Source organism: Mucilaginibacter sp. P25 (assembly GCF_050859465.1).
GTDB classification, from domain to species: Bacteria; Bacteroidota; Bacteroidia; order Sphingobacteriales; family Sphingobacteriaceae; genus Mucilaginibacter; species Mucilaginibacter gossypii.
In genome coordinates this window covers 2,946,342-2,968,604 of record NZ_CP193937.1, presented here as the reverse complement: position 1 = coordinate 2,968,604, position 22,263 = coordinate 2,946,342, and the positions used below count along the sequence as shown (strand labels likewise).

At 41.6% G+C, this 22,263-nt stretch carries 19 protein-coding genes and 1 pseudogene; 1 reads left to right on the top strand and 19 read right to left on the bottom strand.

Annotated features, from left to right (window positions below):
* Positions 1 to 200: 200 nt before the first annotated feature.
* Both ispF and porV read right to left on the bottom strand, forming a co-directional pair.
* Complete coding sequence (gene ispF, locus ACRQ5D_RS15285) at positions 201 to 692, bottom strand: 2-C-methyl-D-erythritol 2,4-cyclodiphosphate synthase (RefSeq protein WP_432329438.1); 492 nt, start codon at positions 690 to 692, stop codon at positions 201 to 203.
* Positions 692 to 1,861, bottom strand: a complete 1,170-nt coding sequence (gene porV, locus ACRQ5D_RS15280) for a type IX secretion system outer membrane channel protein PorV (RefSeq protein WP_432329436.1) — start codon at positions 1,859 to 1,861, stop codon at positions 692 to 694. The genes ispF and porV overlap by 1 nt, the downstream gene beginning before the upstream one ends.
* Positions 1,862 to 2,103: 242 nt before the next feature.
* Between porV and ACRQ5D_RS15275 the strand changes: the two genes are divergently transcribed.
* Positions 2,104 to 3,768 carry an SUMF1/EgtB/PvdO family nonheme iron enzyme gene (locus ACRQ5D_RS15275; RefSeq protein WP_432329434.1) on the top strand — a complete coding sequence of 555 codons (1,665 nt, stop codon included), beginning with the start codon at positions 2,104 to 2,106 and terminating at the stop codon, positions 3,766 to 3,768.
* 111 nt (positions 3,769 to 3,879) lie between these two features.
* Here ACRQ5D_RS15275 and ACRQ5D_RS15270 read toward each other — a convergent pair whose 3' ends face one another.
* From ACRQ5D_RS15270 to ACRQ5D_RS15190, 17 genes and pseudogenes are all read right to left on the bottom strand, one after another.
* On the bottom strand, positions 3,880 to 4,179 hold the full coding sequence (locus ACRQ5D_RS15270) for a hypothetical protein (protein ID WP_432329432.1): 300 nt from the start codon (positions 4,177 to 4,179) through the stop codon (positions 3,880 to 3,882).
* Positions 4,180 to 4,353: 174 nt separating this feature from the next.
* The gene (locus ACRQ5D_RS15265; RefSeq protein WP_432329430.1) at positions 4,354 to 5,760 is read right to left on the bottom strand and encodes a RagB/SusD family nutrient uptake outer membrane protein; all 1,407 of its coding nucleotides are present in this window, start codon (positions 5,758 to 5,760) and stop codon (positions 4,354 to 4,356) included.
* A 16-nt stretch (positions 5,761 to 5,776) separates the two neighbouring features.
* Complete coding sequence (locus ACRQ5D_RS15260; RefSeq protein WP_223266284.1) at positions 5,777 to 8,806, bottom strand: SusC/RagA family TonB-linked outer membrane protein; 3,030 nt, start codon at positions 8,804 to 8,806, stop codon at positions 5,777 to 5,779.
* Between the two features lie 151 nt (positions 8,807 to 8,957).
* Positions 8,958 to 9,458 carry a biotin/lipoyl-containing protein gene (locus tag ACRQ5D_RS15255; protein WP_091175814.1) on the bottom strand — a complete coding sequence of 167 codons (501 nt, stop codon included), beginning with the start codon at positions 9,456 to 9,458 and terminating at the stop codon, positions 8,958 to 8,960.
* 244 nt (positions 9,459 to 9,702) lie between these two features.
* Positions 9,703 to 10,365 carry a DUF4159 domain-containing protein gene (locus ACRQ5D_RS15250; RefSeq protein ID WP_176844586.1) on the bottom strand — a complete coding sequence of 221 codons (663 nt, stop codon included), beginning with the start codon at positions 10,363 to 10,365 and terminating at the stop codon, positions 9,703 to 9,705.
* Entirely contained in the window at positions 10,365 to 11,072 is a 708-nt protein-coding gene (locus ACRQ5D_RS15245) for a 16S rRNA (uracil(1498)-N(3))-methyltransferase (protein ID WP_091175812.1), read from the bottom strand. The genes ACRQ5D_RS15250 and ACRQ5D_RS15245 overlap by 1 nt, the downstream gene beginning before the upstream one ends.
* A gap of 14 nt (positions 11,073 to 11,086) precedes the next feature.
* A complete protein-coding gene (locus ACRQ5D_RS15240; protein WP_091175810.1) occupies positions 11,087 to 12,427 on the bottom strand; it encodes a hemolysin family protein in 1,341 nt (446 codons plus the stop codon).
* A gap of 4 nt (positions 12,428 to 12,431) precedes the next feature.
* Positions 12,432 to 12,980 (bottom strand): inorganic diphosphatase, encoded by a 549-nt coding sequence (locus tag ACRQ5D_RS15235; RefSeq protein WP_091175807.1) that lies wholly within the window; start codon positions 12,978 to 12,980, stop codon positions 12,432 to 12,434.
* A 70-nt stretch (positions 12,981 to 13,050) separates the two neighbouring features.
* Positions 13,051 to 13,656, bottom strand: coding sequence for a DedA family protein (locus ACRQ5D_RS15230; RefSeq protein ID WP_431199918.1), 606 nt, complete (start codon positions 13,654 to 13,656; stop codon positions 13,051 to 13,053).
* A 55-nt stretch (positions 13,657 to 13,711) separates the two neighbouring features.
* A pseudogene (locus ACRQ5D_RS15225) lies at positions 13,712 to 15,095 on the bottom strand (NADH-quinone oxidoreductase subunit N).
* A 22-nt stretch (positions 15,096 to 15,117) separates the two neighbouring features.
* A complete protein-coding gene (locus ACRQ5D_RS15220; RefSeq protein WP_432329781.1) occupies positions 15,118 to 16,578 on the bottom strand; it encodes a complex I subunit 4 family protein in 1,461 nt (486 codons plus the stop codon).
* 39 nt (positions 16,579 to 16,617) lie between these two features.
* The gene (nuoL, locus tag ACRQ5D_RS15215; RefSeq protein WP_432329426.1) at positions 16,618 to 18,531 is read right to left on the bottom strand and encodes an NADH-quinone oxidoreductase subunit L; all 1,914 of its coding nucleotides are present in this window, start codon (positions 18,529 to 18,531) and stop codon (positions 16,618 to 16,620) included.
* Between the two features lie 143 nt (positions 18,532 to 18,674).
* Positions 18,675 to 19,004 carry an NADH-quinone oxidoreductase subunit NuoK gene (gene nuoK, locus ACRQ5D_RS15210; RefSeq protein ID WP_090533902.1) on the bottom strand — a complete coding sequence of 110 codons (330 nt, stop codon included), beginning with the start codon at positions 19,002 to 19,004 and terminating at the stop codon, positions 18,675 to 18,677.
* Positions 19,004 to 19,507, bottom strand: a complete 504-nt coding sequence (locus ACRQ5D_RS15205; RefSeq protein ID WP_091175794.1) for an NADH-quinone oxidoreductase subunit J family protein — start codon at positions 19,505 to 19,507, stop codon at positions 19,004 to 19,006. The genes nuoK and ACRQ5D_RS15205 overlap by 1 nt, the downstream gene beginning before the upstream one ends.
* Before the next feature lie 57 nt (positions 19,508 to 19,564).
* Complete coding sequence (locus ACRQ5D_RS15200; protein WP_090533905.1) at positions 19,565 to 20,062, bottom strand: NuoI/complex I 23 kDa subunit family protein; 498 nt, start codon at positions 20,060 to 20,062, stop codon at positions 19,565 to 19,567.
* Between the two features lie 17 nt (positions 20,063 to 20,079).
* Complete coding sequence (gene nuoH / locus ACRQ5D_RS15195) at positions 20,080 to 21,111, bottom strand: NADH-quinone oxidoreductase subunit NuoH (RefSeq protein WP_091175791.1); 1,032 nt, start codon at positions 21,109 to 21,111, stop codon at positions 20,080 to 20,082.
* On the bottom strand, positions 21,111 to 22,100 hold the full coding sequence (locus tag ACRQ5D_RS15190) for a 2Fe-2S iron-sulfur cluster-binding protein (RefSeq protein WP_371328329.1): 990 nt from the start codon (positions 22,098 to 22,100) through the stop codon (positions 21,111 to 21,113). Before ACRQ5D_RS15190 ends, nuoH begins: the two co-directional genes overlap by 1 nt.
* Positions 22,101 to 22,263: the final 163 nt, after the last annotated feature.

Here is a 22,263-nt window from a genome sequence, read left to right as displayed (position 1 = left end):
ACGTTATAACACAGTTAAAACCTTATACCGATTTTACCGATCTGATTTTTGATTGCCTCGGACAATCAAAAATCAGACATTGTTAATCTGAATAAAGTCAATGAGTTGAAATTTTTTTTGAAGAGCTAAAACACAATATAGTAGTAAAAAAAGCCATAATAAAGGTATAGCCATGGAGAACAGCTTCATTAATGCCTTATTTAAGTGCCGTACTCCTTTTCAATCAAACAAACCGCATAAGCCACAACACCTTCTTCACGGCCTATAAAACCCATTTGCTCGTTTGTGGTAGCTTTAATGGAAATATCTTCTTCGCTAATAGCCGCAGCTTCGGCTATGTAAGTTTTCATTGCAGGGATATGCGGGTTGATCTTCGGAGCCTCAAGGCATACCATAGCATCGATATTGCCAATAACAAACCCTTTTTCTTTGATCAGGGCAACAACATGCTGTAAAAGGACCAGGCTGCTAATACCTTTCCATCTGTCATCCTTATTTGAAAAGTGAAAGCCTATATCGCGCAGGTTTGCCGCCCCCAGCAGGGCATCGCAAATGGCGTGTAACAATACATCGGCGTCTGAGTGTCCATAAGCACCGGCATGGTGCTCAAGTTTAACTCCGCCCAAAACGAAGGGGTGATTTTCTTTTAACTGGTGTACATCAAACCCAAAACCTACCTTAATTTTACCCATTATCTTTTAGAAGCATTTGTTGTACCGCCAAAATTTGCCGACAAAGTGAAGCGCAAAGTATTGGCCAGGGCACTATTTTGCTGGCTGGCTGCCAGGTACGAAAAATCAAAATCAAAAACACTGTACTTAAACCCAATACCCATGGTAACATAATGCCTGTCGCCTTTGTTGGGGTTTTCATAAAAATAGCCTGCCCGTACAGCAAACTGTTTGTTGTACCAATATTCAACACCCGGCGAAAAGCTGATCTCTTTCAGCTCTTCACTGAAACCACCCGGTGCATCGCCAAACGATTGAAAAAGACCCGCCGGCACCGATACATTATCATCCTTGCCTTTGATGATCTTACCATCCTGATCGCGCAGCGGCGGGGTTGGTACCAGCAGTTTGTTGATGTCAAAGGTTGCTGTAAACTCATTAACATCATCTAACTGCCAGGTGTTAGCCACACCTAATTTCAAGTTGGCCGGCAAAAAATACTTGTTGCCCACATCGCTGTAGCTGATTTTTGTACCAATATTTGAAATGTGTGTTCCAAATGCAAAAGTATTGCCATCACCATAAGGCGCTGTATAGTACAATGAAACATCTGCAGCAAAGGCATTCCCCGCCTTTGCTGCCTGGCTTGAGCCAGTAGCGAATGAGATACTTGATATATTAGAATGAATGTATCTCGCAGTAAGGCCTAACGAAAAATTATCCCCAAACTTACGGGCAAATGAAACATCGAACGAATACTCGTTTGGTGTGTAAGTACCCTGGTCGTTTGTATTATCGTCGGTAAGCTGAATGGAACCATAATTAAAATACCTGAGCGAAGCGCCTATTGTATTCCGCTCATCAATTTTATGGGCATAACTCAGGTATGATAAGCTGATATCAGGAACAAGGTGCCTTAACCAGGGGCTGTATGATACAGACAACGCATCATTACTTTCTAAAAATGCAAGCTTTGACGGATTCCAAAAATTTGCATTTACATCCGGCGACAAAGCCACGCCTGCATCCCCCATAGCCCCCGAACGCGAATCAGGTGAAATATTTAAAAAAGGCACTTCGGTAGGAATTGCATTGATATTACTTCCGTTAGGATTTGTTTGCGCAGTTGCAGCAAGTGGCAATAAAAATGGGGTAATAATAGCAAGGCCTCGAAATGTAAAAAACTTCATTTGTAGGAGTTAGGTTTTAACAATTTGTATTTTATAAATATAGGACCATGACTTGCTTCACATTTTCAAGTCTGCACTTTTGCTGAAAGTTAAATCAAAAATTTAAATCAACGCAACTAATTTCATTAATTTTTCGTTAAAACCCCCGATAATTGTAGTATTTATTTCTAAATAATGGTTCATTAGCATAAGCACTGTATCCATTTTTTTATAAATTTACCACTTAATATAACTGTAAAAATATGAAAATACTTTTTACTAAAACTGCTCTGGGATTGTTGGCTTTAGGTGCCGTGATGAGTAGCTGCAGTAAACGTGAGCAATCACAAAAAACGGGTATAACTTATAACGATAAAAACAACGGCGGTTATGAGCGTTTCAGGCAAAGCCATCCATCTCCGGGCCCAGGACTGGTGCCTATTGAGGGTGGTACTTTTGTTATGGGAGGCAGTGCCGACCAGGACATAACTTACGATTATAATAATGTACGCCGCAGGGTTACCGTACCCTCTTTTTACATGGACGAAACCGAAGTATCAAATCAGGATTGGCTTGATTACCTGCATTGGATAAACATTACTTTCCCGCAGGATCGCGAGTTATATTACAATGCGGTGCCTGATACATTGGTTTGGCGCCATCCCTTATCTTATAATGAGCCATATGTAGATAACTACCTGCGTCACCCTGCTTTTCAGGATTATCCTGTTGTAGGCGTAACCTGGGACCAGGCACAGGATTATTGCTCATGGCGCACCGACCGTACCAACGAAAATATTTTACGCGAAACCGGAAAAATGGTAGCGTGGAAAGATATGGGCAAAAAAGGTGGTGGCGGTGACGCCGGCATTGCAGCGAACGGACAACCTTTTAATACTGATATTTACCTGAACGGCCAGATGACCGGGGCAGGCATTGATGGTAAAAAAATGATGCCTAACCTGAGTCCTAATGCCCAGGCAGGTACAGGTAAGGGCGGCAAAGCCGTTAGGCCTGTACGTATGGAGGATGGGATCCTTAAGCAAGCATATCGCTTACCATCAGAGGCCGAATGGGAATATGCAGCATTGGCCCTTGCAGGAAACACCCAGTTTGAAAACATCGATGATGGCAAAATATATACATGGAACGGTATGGGTGTACGTTCGGCAAAAAAGAAAACACGCGGCCTGATCATGGCAAACTTTAAACGCGGCAACGGTGACAATGCCGGTGTTGGCGGTTACCTGAACGATAAGGCAGACATTACCGCCCCTGTACGTTCATATGCACCTAATGATTTTGGCTTATATAACATGGCGGGTAATGTTAACGAATGGGTTGCTGATACTTACCGCCAAACATCATTTGAGGAGTTTGAAGATTTTAACCCTTTCCGCGGTAATGAGTTTTCAAACAAACGCCTTGCAGATCCAAGCAAAGGACTTTATGCAAAAGATAAATACGGCAAGCCAATTAAAGATCCGGCACATGCTAATAAGAAGCTAAAATACAGCGAACTTTTAGCTTTACAGCAACAGAATAATACCGTCGCGCAAAGCGCCAATCCAAACGCGCCCGTTGCAACTACTCCTCAAACAGGTTCATTGCCGGCTGATTCATTGCTTCCTAAAAACTCGGGTAAAGCTTACAATCCGGATGCGAGGGGCGAAAAAGACGAAGTTAATAAAGCTCTTTACGGTGCAACCACGCTGGTTAACGACCATTCTAAAGTATACAAAGGTGGATCATGGAACGATATGGCGTTTTGGCTAAATCCAGCTACCCGTCGTTTTATGGATCAGGACGAAGCGAGTGCAGAGGTTGGTTTCCGCTGTGCAATGACCTTGGTTGGCGCTCCTGAAATTAACCCTAATGGCAAACCACATTACCCGGTTAAAAAAGCTAAGCCGTTTAAAACACGATAGTTTTTATAACAGATATTTGAAACAAATAAGGCCTTTCAGTAATGAGAGGCCTTATTTGTTTAACCAAAAATGCATTATCACCAATCAGTATAGATCTTGCTCAACAATGGGCTATCCGTCAATCGGCTCAACCCATTGACTTCGCCAGGCCGGGGCTTCGAAGGGATCGGCAAAGTACTGTGTTTCATGTATTATCTTGTCCTCACGAAACTCCATAATGCTTACCGTGTAGACCGGCTTTTCCTGGTAGTTGATCATATACTCCGTGATCCAGGTATCACCTTTTCCCAGAATCCTCTTGACACGGAAACCTGATGGTTTACCGGGATGATGCCCGCGCAAGGCCTGGTAAATTAATGCGCCCAAAAATTCGCTCGCCTGATTGAGGATAATCACAAATAACATCATCATGGTAGATCTCATGTTCTGCGTTGATATCACCAGCGGCCGAGGCCTGCCAATGAGCATTCAGGGCTGCAAGTATTTGTTGTTCGTCCATGGTATTGGATTTTGGATATCTTGATTAACAAAAAATCCCGGTGATTGATAGTCACCGGGATATAAATATCTAAAAGAATACAATTGTTATTGATACCCTTCGTTTTGTGTTAAGTTGGGGTTAGCATCACGCTCACGTTTTGGAATCGGGAAGACCAGTTTTGGCGAGTTCCACTCAAAAGTATCTGCCACATTTCCGTCTTCATCTGTAGTAACTGTGCTCCCTTTGTAGCGTTTTAAATCAAACAACCTGAAACCTTCAAAAGGGAGTTCCACACGGCGTTCATTCTCTACTGCATCACGTAACGCCTGCTTACCGCTTGCAACAGTTGTATTGGCTAATCCGGCCCGGTTCCTTACAACATTCAAATCAGATTTAGCACCTGTAAAATCGGGGGTAGTTTTTTGCGACCTGGCTTCTGATCTGATCAAATACATTTCGGCAAGCCTCATCACAATCACGTTGCCAAATTTATTGTTAAATTTAGCGGTGTAATTATCCCCATCATTATAAAACTCATCAGCCCTTGCGTCCCCCGGTTCATATCGGGCGAAGTGCTGGTCGTTGATTACGGTTTCACCCCTGCCTGCAAAATCAGCACTTGCAAATACCTCGTTTAATGCATTGAAACCTGATTGAGGTGATATCTGGATAGCAAACACATCTTCGCTTGAGTTGAATACGCGTGTCGCCTGTTCATAATTTTGGAACTCGTCCTTAAAAACAGGTACCAAAGAGTATAAACCTGAACTTATTACCTTAGTAGCTTCCTGTTCGGCAAGTTCAAATTTTTCCTGTGTGAGATATATCCGCGCGAGCACCGCTGAAGCATCGGGTGAGTTAGCGAATGATGTTTTATACGTATCCAGTTTTGCTTCGGCGTCTGTAAGATCTTTTATGGCTTGTGCATAAACTTCAGCAACTGTGTTGCGTGAAGGCTTCTGAATACCAGGGATTGAAGTTGTTGGAGTTAATATTATTGGTACAGCCGGATTTGAAGCCGGCGTTCCATCATTCCATGCTTTAGCAAACACCCTTGCCAAATCAAAATAGATCATCCCCCGCAAAAACTTGGCTTCACCCTCCACTCTGTCCTTATTGGCAGCATCAACCAGATTTAAGTTGGCCAAAACGTTGTTGCACACGTTAATAGCATTATACCCGCTATCCCAAACACCTTCAACAAAAATATTATTAACGGTTATCGCTTTATTTGCCAGTTCGGTATATTCTGAAAAAGTTCCGAAATATGAAAAGTCGCCATCGTCAGCTAAAAAGTCGGTGGTTGATTGAAACCGGCCTCCATATAGGCCCCTTAAGCCGGCGGCCGTATAAGCACCAACAAGTACGCCCTGAACATCTTTTGAAGTTTTAATTGCAAGGTCCTGCTCAACAGAATCCTGGGGTTTTATATCCAGTTGCTTTTGGCAGCCGGAACTATATAGCATTGCTAATGTACTCAATGCTATAATTGTATATTTAGTTTTTTTCATTGTTCTTCAGCTTAAATTAAAATCCCACGTTTATACCAAAAGTTATAGTTTTAGCCTGAGGTGCTGCATAAAAATCATACCCTTGGGTAATATTTCCCGAAAATGCATCCGAATTCAGCTCCGGGTCCCAGCCTTTGTATTTTGTCCAGGTGGCCAGGTTAGTAGCTTGAGCGTAAACTCTTAAGCTCGATAATTTAATCTTGCTTATCCAAGCTTTCGGGAAGTTATACCCTAACACAACATTTTTCAAACGCACATATGAACCGTCGTCCAGGAACCTTGAGCTCGGATTAACACCATTTCCACCAAACAAACGAGCTTGGGGTACATTGGTAATTTGTCCGGGCTTAGTCCAGGCCTGCAGCTGATCACGGGTTTGGTTATCAAAACCATTATTAAAACCAACTGACATGTACTGGCCACCGCCGTTATAAATTTGGTTCCCATTAACTGATTGTATCAGAAAACTAAAATCTATACCCATGTAACTGATACTGTTATTTAAGCCTGCGATATATTTAGGATTCGGATTACCAACTACAACAGGAACCGCCTGGTTATAATCATTAGTTTTGGTACGGTCTCGTTTACCGTTGCCTAAATCGGCATTTTTGTAATATAAGGCATCACCATTTGCAGGATCAGCACCGGCAAACTCCGGCGCTACAAATATGCCCAAAGGCTGACCCTCCATAGCGCGGTTAACAGCATCACCACTACCGGTTATTATCTGTCCTTTAAGGTCTGTAATTTTATTGCGGTTGAATGAGATATTAAAGCTTGTATTCCAGGTTACTTTACCCACAAGATTTTTTGAATCTATTTGGATTTCTAACCCCTTGTTCTGCAATTTGCCAAGGTTTTGTGTAATGGTAGTAAATCCGGAAGTTGCCGGTACCTGTACATTCAACAGCAGATCTTTTGTTTTCTTCAGATAAACATCAAACTGCCCTGCTAAACGACCTCCGAGGAAAGCTATATCCAAACCTATATCCGTTTGAGCAGTAGTTTCCCACTTTAAATCGGGGTTTGGTAATTGTGTAGGCCTTGCACCGGCAACACCAGCGTAGCCAAACTCTGTATACAGCCCCCGTGCAGGGAAATTGCCTATTTCGGAATTACCTGTTAAACCATAGCTACCCCTTAATTTTAAATCGGATATCAGCCTCTGCTTTTTCATGAAACCTTCTTCAGAAACTATCCACCCAACAGAACCTGCAGGAAAGAAACCATATCGGTGATCAGCGCCAAACCTCGAAGATCCGTCGATACGACCACTTACTGATAACAGGTACCTATCATGGTATTTATAATTAGCCCTTGCAAAATAAGATAGCAATGAATAAGCTGTTGAAGAAGACAAAGCGCTGGTGATACTTGCCGAACTGGTTAATTTCTTGTAAGCATCACTTGGAAATTGTTCACCATTTAACGAATTCAGATCGTTTTGCTGTCTTTGGTAAGTCATACCGCCAACCGCGTCAATAGTGCTCTTTCCAAAATCTTTTAAGAAATGCAAAAAGTTATTGGTATTGAAATTAATAGAAGTTATGGATGAGTTAAAGCCTACTCCATTATTAGTACCTGAATTACGCGCTGTCAAGCTACCTGAATAATTATCCTCAGTTGAATTTAAAATATCAACTCCAACTTCACTCCTGAAAGTCAAAGACGGTAATATTTTAATCTCTCCAAAAACATTACCGAGATTTCTGTAGTCAGTAGTAATGAAATAGCTATTCTCGGAATTTAACAGCGGATTAAAATATACCGGAAAATTACTATTAGGTAATCCCGTAGCCGGGTCAAGTTGACCACTTAATAAACCGGTACGCGGATCAATTACTGGCGTTATAGGCGACAAGGCTACGATTTGCTCAGGAGTAGAAAAAGCATTGTCATTATCCAAACGATGGTTTTGCGTACGCGAAACACTCAAATTAGCCCCAATTGTCAACCAGTTGTTAGCCTGGTTCTCGATATTTGTACGTAGGCTGTATTGATTGATCTGGTTTTTCAGTATCCAGCCTTTTTGATCATTATACGTGCCAGATATGTAAAACTTTGTTTTTTCAGTTCCTCCCGAAAACACGAGGTTATAGTTTTGAACGGGAGCATGTTGGGTAATCTGATCCTGCCAATTGGTATTTACACTTGTATTTGCATAATCTGTATTTCCTGCTGCATACCTGATTAAGCGGGTCTTCGCATAACTTTCCAAACCACCCGCAACAGCAGCTGATTGAACAAGATTTAGATATTCTTTTGAGTTTAAAAATTCACGCTCACGGGTCGGCTTACTAAAACCATAATATTGGTTATAAGTAATTTTTGTTGAACCTGCTTTACCCTTTTTTGTGGTAACCAAAACAACACCGTTTGATGCTCTGGAACCATATATAGCTGCAGCAGAAGCATCTTTTAAGATATCAATAGACTCAATATCATTTTGGTTCAAATCCACAAGTGGATTGGTGGATGCTCCGTTACTTGAAAAATCATCTACGGTGATCGGTAACCCATCAACAACGTATAATGGCTGGCTGCCCGCTGATACAGAAGATGCACCACGTACCCTGACTTGGATGCCCTGCCCTAATTTACCATTTTGGGCCTGGATATACACACCAGGGCTCCGGCCTTGTATAGCCGATTCAAGGCTTGGTACAGGAATATTCTCTATATCGCCGCCCTTAATTTTTGAAACAGAGCCTGTTAACGAACGCTTGCTTTGTGTACCATATCCTACAACTACAACTTCGTTAAGCACTTTTGAATCGGTGGTTAACTGCACATTTACGTTGGCTCCATTTATTGAAACTTCATGAGGGAGGTATCCCAAAAAGTTAAAAGCCAAAACTTTGGCGGTAGCAGGTACACTTAATTTGTAACTTCCATTAATGTCGGTTTGGGTGCCCACTCCTGTTACGCCTTTTACGGTTACGCTTACTCCCGGTAAGGGCGAGCCGTCTTTCTGGTCGGTTACTTTACCTGTAATAACCCGGTTTTGAGCAAAAACCATAGCCATACAAGAAAACAGTAACATGACTGTTAGTAGATGTTTCTTCATAAAAGTTAATATTGTTAATTAAGAAAGTAAGTTCGTAAAAAAATGTGCAGAAACAACAAAAGCCTTAAAATTACGTTCAGTTCATTGCAAAAATGTTATTATCGCATATTTAAGCGATAACACTTAGTTAAAACGACATTAAGATTTGCCCTTTTTCAACTTTATCTCCTGATTTTATTAATATCTTTTCTACAACAACATCGGCCGGCGATTTAATAATATTTTCCATTTTCATGGCTTCAAGCACAAAGAGATTATCACCTTTTTTTACGATATCTCCTTTATTTACAAATACTTTTAAAACCAAACCTGGCATGGGGGCTTTTATTTCACTAATCCTGGCACTGTTTAAATCACTAAATCCAAGCTTATCAAGTAATATATCAAACTGATCTTTAGCGGTAATATGATAAATATGATTATTAACCTTTACTTCAGCAGTTTTTTCGTCACCGTTAAAATTAACTATCTCGACATTGTATGAGCGGTTGCTTTCAATAACATGATAGATTCCCGGCCTTAACTGTTTAATATCGGCTTCACTTTTAAACCCGTTAATAAGTAAGCCTGCAGCAACGGTTCTTTCAGCTTCAATACTGTAGCGTTCATTAATACTCAATTTATACATAGGATTTGGATTTGAGGATAAGCGGTTTATTTATTATTTGTTTAGGGGATTGGTATAAAGCTAAACATATTATATATAAGCTGAAAGCAAAATGCAAAAAGCTTATTATTATTCAATTGCTTTATATAAAACCTTTAATAAATCCCGTATAATTTCACTTGCAATACAGCAACGAGTAAATTAAACCCTAAACTGATAGTGCTAAAAAGAATCACCGTATGAAAGCTTCAGGTAAGAGCAGCTACTATTGAGTAAAAATATACTGAATTAAATTTGCGCCCATTTTAAGAGCTTTTTGGCGGGCTTCCTGGGTATCGCCGGCATAGGTACCATAATCCTCCCAGCCATTGCCTAAATCGCACTCATAGGTATAAAAGCAAACCAGTCTGCCCTTGTATATCAAACCAAAACCCTGGGCGCGCTTGCCGTCATGTTCATGAATTTTGGGCAGGCCGTTCGGGAAGGCATATTTTTGATGGTAAATGGGGTGATTTACCGGCAACTCAACAAAATCGAGCTCAGGAAACACCTTTTTCATTTGCGGCCGAATATATTGGTCGAGCCCGTAATTATCATCGATATGCAAAAAGCCGCCGCCGGTGAGGTATTTACGCAGGTTACGGGCTTCCTGATCGGAAAAGATCACGTTACCATGCCCTGTCATAAAAGTGAAAGGATAATTAAATAAAGAAGCACTGCCTACTTCAACCACCTCATCATCATCATCAAAATTGGTTTTGAGGTTTTCGTTACAGAATTTGATCAGGTTAGGTAACGCTGTACGGTCGCCATACCAATCACCGCCACCGCTGTATTTGAGGCGTGCAATTTTATAGGCAGGGGCATTAAAGCTGCTCATTGCTATAGCTGCAAATAAAACAACCAATGCTAACCTTATTTTTTTCATCACCTGTTTAAAAAATTCACCTCAAAGCAAGCCTCCAGCGCAGCCGTTTCCGTACGCAGGCGACTTGTACCTAAAGATATCGGTTTAAAATCGTTTTGTAAAGCCTTATCAATCTCAGCCGGAGCAAAATCCCCTTCCGGGCCTATCAATATTAAATAACGCCCCTGCGGGGTTATTTCGTCTTTCAGATTAAATTTCTCTCCGGGCTCGCAATGAGCAATAAATTTTTGCCCCTTAAAAGGTTTATCAAGTAGTTGATTTAGCGTTACAGGCTCATTTAATATGGGGTGATAGGCCTTAAGGGATTGCTTGATAGCCGCCGTAATAATTTTATTTAAACGCTCTGTTTTGGCTTCCTTACGTTCCGACCGCTGGGTGATAATTAATGACACCTCATCAATACCTATTTCTGTAGCTTTCTCTAAAAACCACTCCAGGCGTTCGATATTTTTTGTTGGTGCTACCGCAAGATGCAGGTAATGGTTACGTTTTTCAAACTCGGTGTTTACCGATGTTATTTTTAGAATGGTACGCTTAGGGTGTGCATCATGGATCTGAGCTGTATATAAGCCTCCTCTTCCGTCAATCAATTGTACCTCGCTGCCTGTTTCAAGGCGCAGTACACGTATGGCGTGTTTGCTTTCCTCTTCGCTCAGAAAATATTGGGGATGCGAGGCATCAATATCAGGTGTATAAAAAAGTTGCATTATGAATAAGCAGATTAATGTAAATCTACTGCATCTTCTTCATTTATCAGTAATTCGAGTTTAACTGATTCTATATTCTGGTCAGATTTTTTCAACACGGTGATATTGTACCCGTTGGATTCTTTTTGCTCACCAACATCGGGGATCTTTCCGAAGATATCACCAAGCCAGCCCGATACGGTATCAAAGTCGCCATCTTCAGGTAAATCATGCGGTAAATGCTCATTTACATCATAAATAGATGCAAGTGCATTTACTATAAACTCACGTTCGTTTACCTTTTCAACAATTGGCTTTTCTTCATCATACTCATCCTGGATCTCTCCCACCAGTTCTTCAACAATATCTTCCAATGTAACCATGCCTGCCGTGCCGCCAAACTCGTCAAGTACAATAGCTATCTGGATACGCTTTTGCTGCAATTCGGCCATCAGATCGTTGATCTTTTTGGTTTCGGGGATGAAATACGGTTTGCGGATAATATCTTTCAGTACGATCTCTTCATTACGGGCCAGTAGTGGCAAAATATCTTTGGCGTGTACAATACCGATGATCTTATCTATCACATCGTCATAAACCGGCATCCGCGAATAACCTTCGTTGATGATCATATCCAGCAGCTCTTCTTTGGTTGAAGCGATATCGACTCCCGAGATTTTGGTACGCGGTACCATGATGTTTTTTACCACACGCTCGTTAAAATCAAACACGTTCTGGATCAGTTCGTGCTCATTTGAGTCAAGTGCGCCGGTCTCTTTACCTTGCTCCAACAAGTATTGCAGTTCTTCCGAACTATGATGGGTTTCACTGCCTTCAACGGTGCTTATACCCAATAATTTCAGAATGAAATTTGCAAAATTATTAAGTACCCATATAAATGGCCTGAAAACTACAAAGAAGAACCTGAGTGGCAATGAAACAGCCATCACTGTACGTACCGATTTTTGGATAGCTAACGATTTAGGCGCAAGCTCACCAAAAACAATGTGCATGATGGTAATAACGCTAAAAGCCAGGATATGACTGGCCGTGATATAACCGGGAGAAAGGGTTATGCCGACGCTCAGGAAAGCGCGGATAACGATGTTAGTGGCAACCTCCTCACCTACAACACCGAGCGCCAGCGAAGCAATGGTAATACCCAGCTGTGTGGCAGCCAGGTAACCATCTAAATTATGCAATATGCCCCGGGCAACTTTGGCTACGCCACTGCCGCCTTTGGCCCTAATTTCAATTTGCGAACCCCGAACCCTTACCATGGCAAACTCCGCGGCTACAAAAAAGCCATTGAGTAAAACCAAAAACATGGTAGCGAAAATGTAAAATAAACTAATCTCGTAATGTGCGGGGTCCATTTATTTATGATTGATACACAGGGAACGTAGACTTGTACAGCTCCAAACTCTCGGTTATCACTTTATGCGCATAACGTACACCTAACAAATGTTCGATGGTTACGTTTTTGCCTTCCAATTTTTTGTAGTCTTTAAAAAAGCGAACAATTTCGGTCATGGCATGTGGAGGCAATTCGTTTAAGTCGTTAATATAATTTACCGACATGTCATTTTTAGCCACTGCAATGATCTTATCATCCTGCTCACCATTATCAACCATGTGCATTACACCTACTACCTTAGCCTCAATGATAGACATAGGGAAAACGTCAATTGAGCAAAGTACAAGGATATCCAAAGGATCTTTATCATCGCAATAGGTTTGAGGGATAAAGCCGTAGTTAGCCGGGTACATTACAGATGAAAATAATACACGATCGAGCTTCAGTAAGCCTGACTCTTTATCAATTTCATATTTCGCTTTTGATCCTTTTGGAATTTCAATAATAGCGTTTACTATTTCAGGGATATTATCACCTGGTGAAACCTGGTGCCATGGATGCAGAGTACTCATTTATCTTTATTATATAGTATATAAAATTATTAACTAATCTATTTTTTCGTTTTTTTCACGAAGTTTCTTTTTAACATAAGCAATAACCAGCGGAATTGTTGTAATTACAATCAGTCCCAGTACAATGTATTGCAGATAATCCTTCAGTTGAGGGAACCTTCGCCCTAAAAAAACCGCCCAGCGTAAATACACATACCCAGGCTACGCTGCCAATAAGGTTATAAACTGAAAATCTTTTTACATCAACCTTAACAACACCTGCAAATATAGGAGCAAATGTTCTAACAATAGGGAAAAATCTCCCTAAAATAAGCGCCATCCCTCCATGTTTGTTGTAAAACTCACTGGCCAGTACTACGTAGCGCCGCTTAAAAAATAGTGAGTCGTTTTTATTGAATAATACCGGCCCCGTTCGGTAACCAAACCAATAGCCTGTAAAATTGCCTAATACTCCGGCGCCTATCAATGACAATACCAGCGTAGTTATAGAAACATCAACTTTACCAGCGGCACACAATAAACCAGCCATAAACAGCAGGTAATCGCCGGGCAGAAAGAAACCAAAGAATAAACCGGTTTCAGCAAAAACAACAATAAGCAAGAGATAAAAACCACCCCTGCTTATTATGGATTGTGCGTCAGTTAAATTTTGAAGGTATTCCCAGAAACTTTCCATTCACTATATCTGTAAAACTACAAATATTATATCAATTTGCAGTTATCAATACCGATTATATGAAACGGGCTATAAGATCGGGATAAACACCAATAAGGATTGTGGCGAGAGCTGAAAGCGCGAATACTACTTTATAATAAACCGGCACAGTAAGCTCTGCGCGTTCTGTCGGTACGGAAGTACATGGCGATGATGACCCTGAAATAGTAAAAGATACTAATGATAGCGTTAATCACAGCTATAATAACTAAACCGATATGATAACGGCTTACCGCTCCCGAAAACATGAAGAATTTACCGATGAAGCCCGCAGTAAGCGGAATCCCCGCCAATGAAAGCATGGCTACAGTTAACACAAAGGCAAGGAACGGGTTCTTCTTACCCAAACCATTAAAGCTTTCAAAGTTATCACTTCCACCTTGTTGCTGTACTAATATTAAACCGCCAAACGCAATGATTGAAGCTATCGAGTATGCTGTCGCATATACAAATACCGAATTACCTGAGGCAGCGCCTAATGACACGATTGCAAATAATAGGTAGCCGGCGTGAGAGATACTTGAAAATGCAAGCATCCTCTTAAAGCTTTGCTGATACAACGCGGTGATATTGCCTATAAATAAGGTAATGATAGTAATTACAAGTATTATTGGTGTCCAGAAGTCAGATAATGGCTGGAAACAGGCAGAGAACAAACGCAGGAAGGCTGCGAATCCCGCTGTTTTAACTACTGTAGACATGAAAGCCGTGATCAGCGTAGGCGCACCTTCGTATACATCCGGTGTCCAGAAATGAAAGGGGGCTGCACCTACTTTAAAACATAAACCTACAATGATCAGGGCTATGCCTGTATAAAACATAGGGTCGATATGTGGATGGTTAATTACATACTCCCTGATAGTATCGATATTGAATGAACCCGACGATCCGTACAACAGCGCCATACCAAACAGCAGGAAACCGGTTGAAAAAGCACCCATCAAAAAGTATTTCAAAGCTGCTTCATTTGAAGCGAAATCGCTCTTTTTAATACCCGCCAGGATGTATAAGCTCACCGACATGATCTCGATGCCGATAAACAGCATCACAAGGTTATTAAACGATACCATTACGATTATGCCTGTCAGTGAAAACAGGATAATAGCATAATATTCCGCCGTGTGCCTGCTGATACGCTCAAAGTAACCTTTTGACAGCAACAGGATCAGGATAGTAGATATAATGGTAACGCTTGAAAATACAACCGAGAAATTATTGAACAACAGCATGCCGGTATAAAGCGGCTCAGCTGTATCTTTTGAAGTCCATTGGCAAATTGCAAAACCCAAAGCAGCCAGCAATCCTATAACAGTAACGGGCAGCAAAGCCTTTTGCGCTTTATATAACCCTAAATACAGCAGCACTATAGGTAAAACAGATATGATGATTATAGTATTCATTCTTTTCTTTAAAATCTTAAACCTACATTGTAAACTTTGAACCTATCTGATTTACCAGTTGCGTTACCGCAGCTTCAGAGATATGCAGAATAGGCTGAGGATAAATTCCCAATACAATAACCAGGGCACAAATGATGCACAACGTCAACTTTTCAGTACCGCTAACATCAGCAAAAGTCGCTGTAAGCGGGTTGGTTTCGCCCTGCATTACGTTTTTATAAAGGCGTAACATGTAAACCGCACCAAAAATGATGGTAAGGCCCGCAACGGCAGCCAGTACCAGGTTTACATAGTGCAGTACGCTAAAATCAAATACACCTTTCAGCAACAGGAACTCGCCGATAAAACCATTGGTAAGCGGTAATCCCACTGTACCTAATAATATGATCAGGAAACCTATTGCAAATTTAGGGGCTACCTTCGCGATACCGCCAAGCTGATCTATCTCACGGGTGTTCAGCCTGCGGCTGATGATGTCCCAGATAAAGAACATACCAACAACGTTAATACCGTGGTTAAGCATCTGAATCATGGCGCCCTGAACACCGGCAATATTCCAGGCAAAAATACCCGCAGCAATCAAGCCAACGTGTGCTATTGATGAATAAGCCACCAAACGTTTTCCGTCTTTTTGTTTAAAGGCGATAATAGAAGCATAAACTACACCTATAACCCCAAGGATCATGGCCAACGCCTGGAAATGATAAAAGCCAAGCGGGGCATTAGGGATCATCCAGCGGATAGCACCGTAAATACCCATTTTAAGCATGATACCTGATAACATCATGGTACCGCCAGATGGAGCTTCGGTATAAGTATCAGGCTGCCAGGTATGGAAAGGGAACAAAGGCATCTTGATGGCAAAGGCCAGAAAAAATGCCCAGAAGATCCAGCTCTGATGTTTAACATCCAAAGTCATTTTATAAAAATTGTGGATGTCGAAAGTTTTGTCTGGAGATTGGAGGTACAGGTAGATAATGCCTACCAGCATGAACAACGAACCGGCAAAGGTGTAGATGAAAAATTTAATGGTAATACGGATGCGGTTTTCACCTCCCCAAAGGGCACAAATGAAGTAGATCGGGATCAATGCCGCTTCCCATCCAACGTAAAACAAAAATCCGTCGAGGGCGGTAAATACAACCAGCATACCAGCCTGCATAAACAGGATGAGACCATAAAAGGCACCTTCATTTTTGTATTGATGCTGATAGGTTGTTAAAATAATTAATGGTACAAGCACCGTGGTTAACAAAACCAGGATCATACTGATCCCGTCGATACCGGCACTGAAGTAAATTCCAAAACTGCTGATCCATGGCACATCAATTACAAACTGGGTTGATGCATCCGGAACAAACTTGCTTAAAAATATAAGCGCTATTACCAGTTGGGCAACAGAGAAAAATAATGCAGCATGTTTAGCTATCCCGTTTTTAAGTAGGGCAGTTATAACAGCGGCAACTATTGGCAAAAAAGTAATATACTAACGGTCATTTTTATGTTGCTAAACGCTTATCGTTTATATTTTAGTTAATCCAAATACGCTATATACTAATACCGCGATAATTCCCAGTACCATTACAAATATGTAGAACCCTACGTTACCGGTTTGCAGCAGGCGCAGGCCTTTACTGGTTTCAATTGTTCCTCTGCCAATCCCGTTCACCAAACCATCGATACCTAAACGCTCTATGATGTTATAGAAGAAGGTTGAAAGCCAGTCGAGTGGTTTGCGAACAATCAGGTCATAAAGTTCATCAAGGTAAAACTTGTGGTATGATAAGCTGGTCAACGCCGGACGCTCTTCAGTATCGGCAACAGGCACACTACCATTTTTAGCATATTTAACATAAGCATATGCCATAGCAGCTAAAGCCAATACTACCGAAGTACCCATTAAAGCATACTCAAGTGATTCGGACAAATGATGCTCGCCCAAAATTTCGTTTGATTTATGGAAAACAGGCTCAAGGAAATGTGCCAGTTCATGATGTCCGTGTAATACTTCCGGCACACCTATAAAGCCTCCTAAAATTGAAAGGATAGCTAATACGATAAGCGGAATAGTCATTGTTGGAGGCGATTCATGTAAATGATGCTCCTGCTCATGAGTACCACGGAACTTTCCGTAAAATGTAAGGTACATCATCCTGAACATATAGAATGAAGTTAACATAGCGGTTAATACACCTACGGCCCAAAATATAGGGCTATGCGCGTAAGCATGTGCTAATATTTCATCTTTTGAAAAGAAGCCTGCCAACGGAGGAATACCGGCAATAGCTACAGTACCAATCATCATGGTGGTAAATGTAGTTTTAATCTTGCCTTTTAAGCCGCCCATTTTGCGCATATCCTGTTCGCCGCTCATAGCGTGGATCACAGAGCCTGCACCAAGGAATAATAAAGCCTTAAAGAAAGCATGTGTTAACACGTGGAAGAAAGCACCTGTATAAGCACCAACCCCCAAACCTAAAAACATATACCCTAATTGAGATACAGTTGAATAAGCCAATACCTTTTTAATATCTGTTTGCGTTAATGCAATAAGAGCCGCGATAAGCGCCGTGGCCAAACCTACATAAGCAATGATCTCCATTGTATCCGGAGATAAAGTGTAGAATATGTTTGAGCGGGCAATCATATAGATACCGGCTGTAACCATGGTAGCAGCGTGGATCAAAGCCGAAACCGGAGTTGGGCCGGCCATCGCATCAGGCAACCAGGTAAATAACGGCAACTGCGCAGATTTACCGCAGGCACCAATGAATAGTAAAATGGTAATTATAAACAGTGGACCAGCGCCTGATTTCATAACAGCTGCCTTCGGGAAGATCTCTGCAAACTGGATGCTACCGAAAACATAAATAATGGTGAAGATGCCTAATAAGAAACCAAGGTCACCGATACGGTTCATTACAAACGCTTTCTTCGCTGCATCTGCATAATCAGGGTTGGTAAACCAGAAACCGATCAGCAGGTATGAGCACAAGCCTACGCCCTCCCATCCAATAAACATGATGAGGTAGTTTGAACCTAAAACCAGCAGCAGCATGAAAAAAACGAACAGGTTGAGATAAGCGAAAAATTTCCCGAAACCTTCGTCGTCATGCATGTAGCCAATAGAATACAGGTGGATCAGGAAGCCAACACCTGTAATAATCAGCAGCATGATAGCGCTCAACTGATCTATAAGGAATGCAAAAGGAAATTTTAATGCCCCAACCGCAAACCAGGTAAAGTAGTTGACATTAATAGGAACTCCGGTTGATTTTACCTGGAAAAAAGCTGCAATGCTTAAACCAAATGATACCAGTACAAGCAAACTGCCAATAAAGCCAATTACACTTTTTGATAATGAATTACGGCCAAGTCCGTTTATAACAAAACCGGCTAACGGTAGTATTGGAATAAGCCAGATATATTTATCCATGTTCGATGTTGTACGTTTTACGCGTTACGTTATACGTTTTTAATTATCTAATCGCTATTGCGGGAAAGAGGCAACAACGTTTGTTTTATTACTAATCAGCTATTACAATTCCGAAATTGAAACTCCGAAATCCGAAATAACTGTTACCATTTTAACCTGTTCAGTACGTTGATATCAATTGAGTTTGTATTACGATAGATCATCACGATAATAGCCAAACCAACTGCAACTTCAGCAGCGGCCAGCGCCATGATAAAAAACACGAATACCTGCCCGGTTGCATCACCCCTGTATACCGAAAACGCGGTAAGCAAAAGGTTAACCGAATTAAGCATCAACTCAACCGACATGAAGATCACGATGGCATTACGGCGGATCAATACGCCCATTACGCCTATAGCAAAAATGATTGTGCTTAACAATATGTAATGATTAAGCGGCACGGCGTGCATAGTATTTGTTAAACTTTCCATTATGCTGCTTTAGGTTCTTTTTCTTTAGTAGCCAATAATACCGCACCTACCATAGCTGATAAAAGCAATACAGATGATATTTCAAATGGCAATAAAAATTCGTTGAACAATACTTTACCTAAGTTTTTTACAAGGCCCAGATCAGGGTTCTGTAACAATACCGGGTTTGATGCGCCCATCAGTTTAAGTGAAGATGCAACAGCTACAGCCAAGATGCCGCCGCCAAAAACACCAGCTATTTTAACCATGAAAGGCTTTACAGGCTCCGACTCCTTGTTAAGGTTGATGAGCATCAGCGTATACAGGAACAATACCAATATAGCGCCCATGTACACGATGAAGTTTACAATCGCCAAAAATTGAGCGTTAAGCAAAATGTAGTGAATGGTGAAAGTAAAAAAGGTAAGGATCAGATAAAGGATACTATGTACCGGATTTTTGGCCGAGATTACCAATATCGAAAAGAATATGGACAAAAATGCGATGAAGTAAAATGTACTCATGTTTTTATTTACAAAATACCTTTACCCTTTTAGGCAGGGCAAAGGTATAAAACTTCTTTATTGATTTAAGGGTGCTTCTACTAATTTGTCTTTACCGTAAATAAAATCCTTCCTTAAGTAGTCGGCAGGTACGATATCACCGTCAAGATAAATAGCTTCCTTAGGGCAGGCCTCTTCACATAAACCGCAAAAAATGCAGCGCAGCATGTTGATTTCATAAACAGCAGCGTATTTCTCTTCGCGGTACAGGTGCTCCTCGCCTTTCTGGCGTTCGGCAGCTGTCATGGTAATAGCTTCTGCCGGGCACGATAATGCGCAAAGGCCGCAGGCTGTACAACGCTCCCTGCCATCCTCATCGCGTTTAAGCGAGTGCATGCCGCGGAAATTCTCTGAAAATTCACGCTTTTCTTCAGGATAGCTGATGGTTACCGGCTTTTTGAAAAAGTGTTTCATTGTAGTGGATAAACCGCCCACAATGGCCGGCAGGTAAGCACGCTCTAAAAAATTGAGTGGCTTAACTTCCAGTACTTTTCGTTTATTGCTTAATGATTCCATTTTTTAAAAACTCCAATCTATTTAAGTAATGTACTAATCACGCCTGTCAGCACGATGTTGGTGATGGCCAATGGAATTAATATTTTCCAGCCAAGGTCCATCAACTGGTCATAACGGAAACGCGGGATAGTCCAACGCACCCACATGAAAAAGAAGATAGAGAAGAATATCTTACCAAATAATACAACAACGCCAATAAGCGGTGCAATGGTTGGTCCGGCCTGAGCCGCAACCCAATCCATACCAGGGTAATTGTAACCACCCCAGTACAGGGTAGCCATTACTGCCGATGAAATGAACATGTTGATATACTCGGCAAACAGGTAAAAACCTAATTTCATTGATGAGTATTCGGTGTGATAGCCACCTACAAGCTCGGTTTCGCACTCAGGTAAGTCAAACGGTGAGCGGTTGGTTTCGGCAAAAGCACACACCAGGAACAGCAGGAAGCCAAGTGGCTGTCTCCAAACATTCCAGGCAAAACCATGTTGTTGCTCTGCAATTTCCTTAAGACTTAAAGTACCGGTAAGCATCAGCAATGCGATGATGGATAAACCCATCGAAATTTCATAGCTGATATTTTGTGATGCAGCGCGGATAGCGCCTAATAATGAGTATTTATTATTGGAAGCCCAGCCGCCAATCATAATACCATAAACGCCCAATGATACCACACCAAAAATGTAGAGTACACCTACGTTAATATCGGTAACCTGCAGATCAAACGTACGACCGCCAATTTGGATAGCCGATCCCCATGGAATAACAGCCGAACCGATGCAAGCAGTTAAAATAGCCAGTGAAGGGCCTACAATGAACAGGAAGCCGGTTGCATTGGTAGGGATGATCTCTTCTTTCAAAAACATCTTGCCACCATCGGCAAGGGGTTGTAAAATCCCCCAGGGACCGGCACGGTTCGGGCCTATCCTATCCTGGAAAAATGCAGCAACTTTACGTTCGGCATAGGTTGAATACATAGCCACAACCAGGCTGATAGCGAAAATCACAACGATCAGTACGATCCTGAATATTAAATCGGTAGTTTCCATTATAAGCGGGTCTCCCTTTCAAATTGTTCTTTATTAGCTTCCATCAGTACTGGGTTGGTTTTAACAACCGGCAGCGGTGTAAACTCGTAATGGTTAGCGCTGATCACAGAGTGATGAGATACTTTACGTGGGCCTTCAATAACCCAATCGGCAGTTTTCTTTTTATCGAATCGGCAGGTATTGCAGATAAATTCCTCAACTTCACCATAAACATCTTTACGGCCAGTTACCCTGATCACATCTTCGCCTTTATACCAAAGTGTTACTTTACCGCAGCATTTATCGCAATCGCGGTGTGCTTCAACAGGCTTGGTAAACCAAACACGGTTTTTAAAGCGGAAAGTTTTATCAGTTAAAGCACCTACCGGGCATACGTCAATCATGTTACCCGAAAAATCGTTATCAACAGCTTTGCTGATGTAAGTGGAAATTTCAGAATGATCGCCCCTGTTCAGGATGCCATGTAAACGGGTATTGGTAATTTGATCGGCAGTAAACACACAACGGTAGCAAAGGATGCAGCGGGTCATGTGCAGCTGAATTTTGTCACCTATGTCGATCTTTTCAAATGTACGGCGGTCAAATTCATAGCGAGTTTTAGCTGCTCCATGCTCAAAGCCCAGATCCTGCAAGTGGCATTCGCCGGCCTGGTCGCAAACAGGGCAATCAAGCGGGTGATTGATCAGCAGCATTTCTACCACGCCTTTACGGGCTTCAATAACTTCTGGCGAAGTAATATTTTGTACCTCCATCCCATCCATAACACCGGTACGGCATGAAGCCACCAGTTTAGGCATAGGGCGCGGATCTTTTTCTGATCCTTTGGTAACCTTAACCAAACAGGTACGGCATTTACCGCCGCTACCCTGCAGCTTAGAGTAATAGCACATTGCAGGCGGAACAATATCACCTCCTATTTGCCTTGCAGCGTTCAGGATACTTGTTCCGGGTTCTACATCAACGGTTATTCCGTCTATTGTTACTTTCATTGACATTTAATAATAACGTCGTTTGTTAATTTCTAAAATTCTTCGCCTCTAAATCAATTTTAAAAGCTAAACCACTATGTCATTGCGAGGCACGAAGCAATCTCGTAGCTATTCTTTTCATGCGACGAGATTGCCACGCTCCGCTCACAATGACATATAGTTA

What these genes read in the sequence shown, in the direction of transcription:
- ACRQ5D_RS15250 (WP_176844586.1), bottom strand. Translation starts at nt 10,365, where the DNA reads ATGAAAAAAATAAGGTTAGCATTGGTTGTTTTATTTGCAGCTATAGCA.
- ACRQ5D_RS15240 (WP_091175810.1), bottom strand. Translation starts at nt 12,427, where the DNA reads ATGGACCCCGCACATTACGAGATTAGTTTATTTTACATTTTCGCTACC.
- nuoL (WP_432329426.1), bottom strand. Translation starts at nt 18,531, where the DNA reads ATGGATAAATATATCTGGCTTATTCCAATACTACCGTTAGCCGGTTTT.
- ispF (WP_432329438.1), bottom strand. Translation starts at nt 692, where the DNA reads ATGGGTAAAATTAAGGTAGGTTTTGGGTTTGATGTACACCAGTTAAAA.
- ACRQ5D_RS15260 (WP_223266284.1), bottom strand. Translation starts at nt 8,806, where the DNA reads ATGTTACTGTTTTCTTGTATGGCTATGGTTTTTGCTCAAAACCGGGTT.
- ACRQ5D_RS15205 (WP_091175794.1), bottom strand. Translation starts at nt 19,507, where the DNA reads ATGAGTACATTTTACTTCATCGCATTTTTGTCCATATTCTTTTCGATA.
- ACRQ5D_RS15245 (WP_091175812.1), bottom strand. Translation starts at nt 11,072, where the DNA reads ATGCAACTTTTTTATACACCTGATATTGATGCCTCGCATCCCCAATAT.
- nuoK (WP_090533902.1), bottom strand. Translation starts at nt 19,004, where the DNA reads ATGGAAAGTTTAACAAATACTATGCACGCCGTGCCGCTTAATCATTAC.
- ACRQ5D_RS15190 (WP_371328329.1), bottom strand. Translation starts at nt 22,100, where the DNA reads ATGAAAGTAACAATAGACGGAATAACCGTTGATGTAGAACCCGGAACA.
- ACRQ5D_RS15235 (WP_091175807.1), bottom strand. Translation starts at nt 12,980, where the DNA reads ATGAGTACTCTGCATCCATGGCACCAGGTTTCACCAGGTGATAATATC.
- porV (WP_432329436.1), bottom strand. Translation starts at nt 1,861, where the DNA reads ATGAAGTTTTTTACATTTCGAGGCCTTGCTATTATTACCCCATTTTTA.
- ACRQ5D_RS15230 (WP_431199918.1), bottom strand. Translation starts at nt 13,656, where the DNA reads ATGGAAAGTTTCTGGGAATACCTTCAAAATTTAACTGACGCACAATCC.
- ACRQ5D_RS15275 (WP_432329434.1), top strand. Translation starts at nt 2,104, where the DNA reads ATGAAAATACTTTTTACTAAAACTGCTCTGGGATTGTTGGCTTTAGGT.
- nuoH (WP_091175791.1), bottom strand. Translation starts at nt 21,111, where the DNA reads ATGGAAACTACCGATTTAATATTCAGGATCGTACTGATCGTTGTGATT.
- ACRQ5D_RS15270 (WP_432329432.1), bottom strand. Translation starts at nt 4,179, where the DNA reads ATGATGATGTTATTTGTGATTATCCTCAATCAGGCGAGCGAATTTTTG.
- ACRQ5D_RS15255 (WP_091175814.1), bottom strand. Translation starts at nt 9,458, where the DNA reads ATGTATAAATTGAGTATTAATGAACGCTACAGTATTGAAGCTGAAAGA.
- ACRQ5D_RS15200 (WP_090533905.1), bottom strand. Translation starts at nt 20,062, where the DNA reads ATGGAATCATTAAGCAATAAACGAAAAGTACTGGAAGTTAAGCCACTC.
- ACRQ5D_RS15265 (WP_432329430.1), bottom strand. Translation starts at nt 5,760, where the DNA reads ATGAAAAAAACTAAATATACAATTATAGCATTGAGTACATTAGCAATG.